This window comes from Peptoniphilus sp. oral taxon 836 str. F0141 (genome assembly GCF_000179335.1).
Lineage (GTDB): Bacteria > Bacillota > Clostridia > Tissierellales > Peptoniphilaceae > Peptoniphilus_A > Peptoniphilus_A lacrimalis.
Window position 1 is genome coordinate 1 of record NZ_AEAA01000127.1, and the last position, 875, is coordinate 875.

General features: G+C 26.7%; 1 protein-coding gene and 1 pseudogene. Both read left to right on the plus strand.

Translation table 11 applies throughout. The features are described 5' to 3' along the window. Nucleotides 1–259 (plus strand): annotated as a pseudogene (locus HMPREF9131_RS08505) (DNA internalization-related competence protein ComEC/Rec2); the annotation flags it as partial. Further along, the gene (gene holA / locus HMPREF9131_RS07245; RefSeq protein ID WP_009346204.1) at nt 237–794 is read left to right on the plus strand and encodes a DNA polymerase III subunit delta; all 558 of its coding nucleotides are present in this window, start codon (nt 237–239) and stop codon (nt 792–794) included. The pseudogene HMPREF9131_RS08505 and the gene holA, both read left to right, overlap by 23 nt. Nucleotides 795–875 lie beyond the last annotated feature (81 nt).

Sequence of the window (875 nt, forward strand, 5' to 3'; positions counted from 1 at the left end):
AAAAGTCGCAATAATATCTTGCGGGATAGATAATGAATATAAGCACCCTCACAAAGAAGCTATAGATAGGTTAAGAGAAAATAAGATTAAACTTTTCACCACTCAAAATCATGAAGTAGATGTGATAATAAATAAAAACTTTTTAAGGGTTGGGAATTATGGTAAAGTAAATATTGATGGGGAGCTTTTATATAATTTTATATTTGCTCTTTTATTGGGAGTGTTGTTAAAAAAATATGAATTACAAGGAAATTTATAGAAAAAAAGATTTAAGTGGTGCTTTTTTATTTTCTGGTAAAGAAAAACTACTCATGGAAAACACCTGTACCTATCTTATAAATTTATTCACAAAGGAAGCCATGAGATCTTTTAATTTAATATATTTTAAGGCAGAAGAGTGTTCTCTTGCAAATATTGAAGGGGCTTGCCAAACTTTTCCGCTGATGGATAAAAAGAAAATTGTAATAGTTAAGGATAGCTTAAATTTTATCAACTTAAACAATCTTGAAAAAAGTTTTTATGATTTTTTGGACAATTTGCCTGATTTTATAATTCTTATATTCCTAGAAAGAGATGCAATAAATAAGACAACAAAATTTTATAAATATTTTTCTAAAAAAGGTACAAATGTTGATTTCGCAAAACTCACTCCGCAAGAAGTAAGTAGGTTCGTAAATTCTTATTTTTTGCGTAAAAATAAAAAAATCAAACCTGCACAGATATCTTATTTTTTGTCCCTAACCTCATATAATTTGAAAAATTCCAATGTAAGTTTACTGGATTTAAAAAAATGAGATGGATAAAAATTATAGGTTTTTCAAAAGATGAATTCATAAATAATTCGGACATTGATTTATTAACCGATAAAGTTGTAG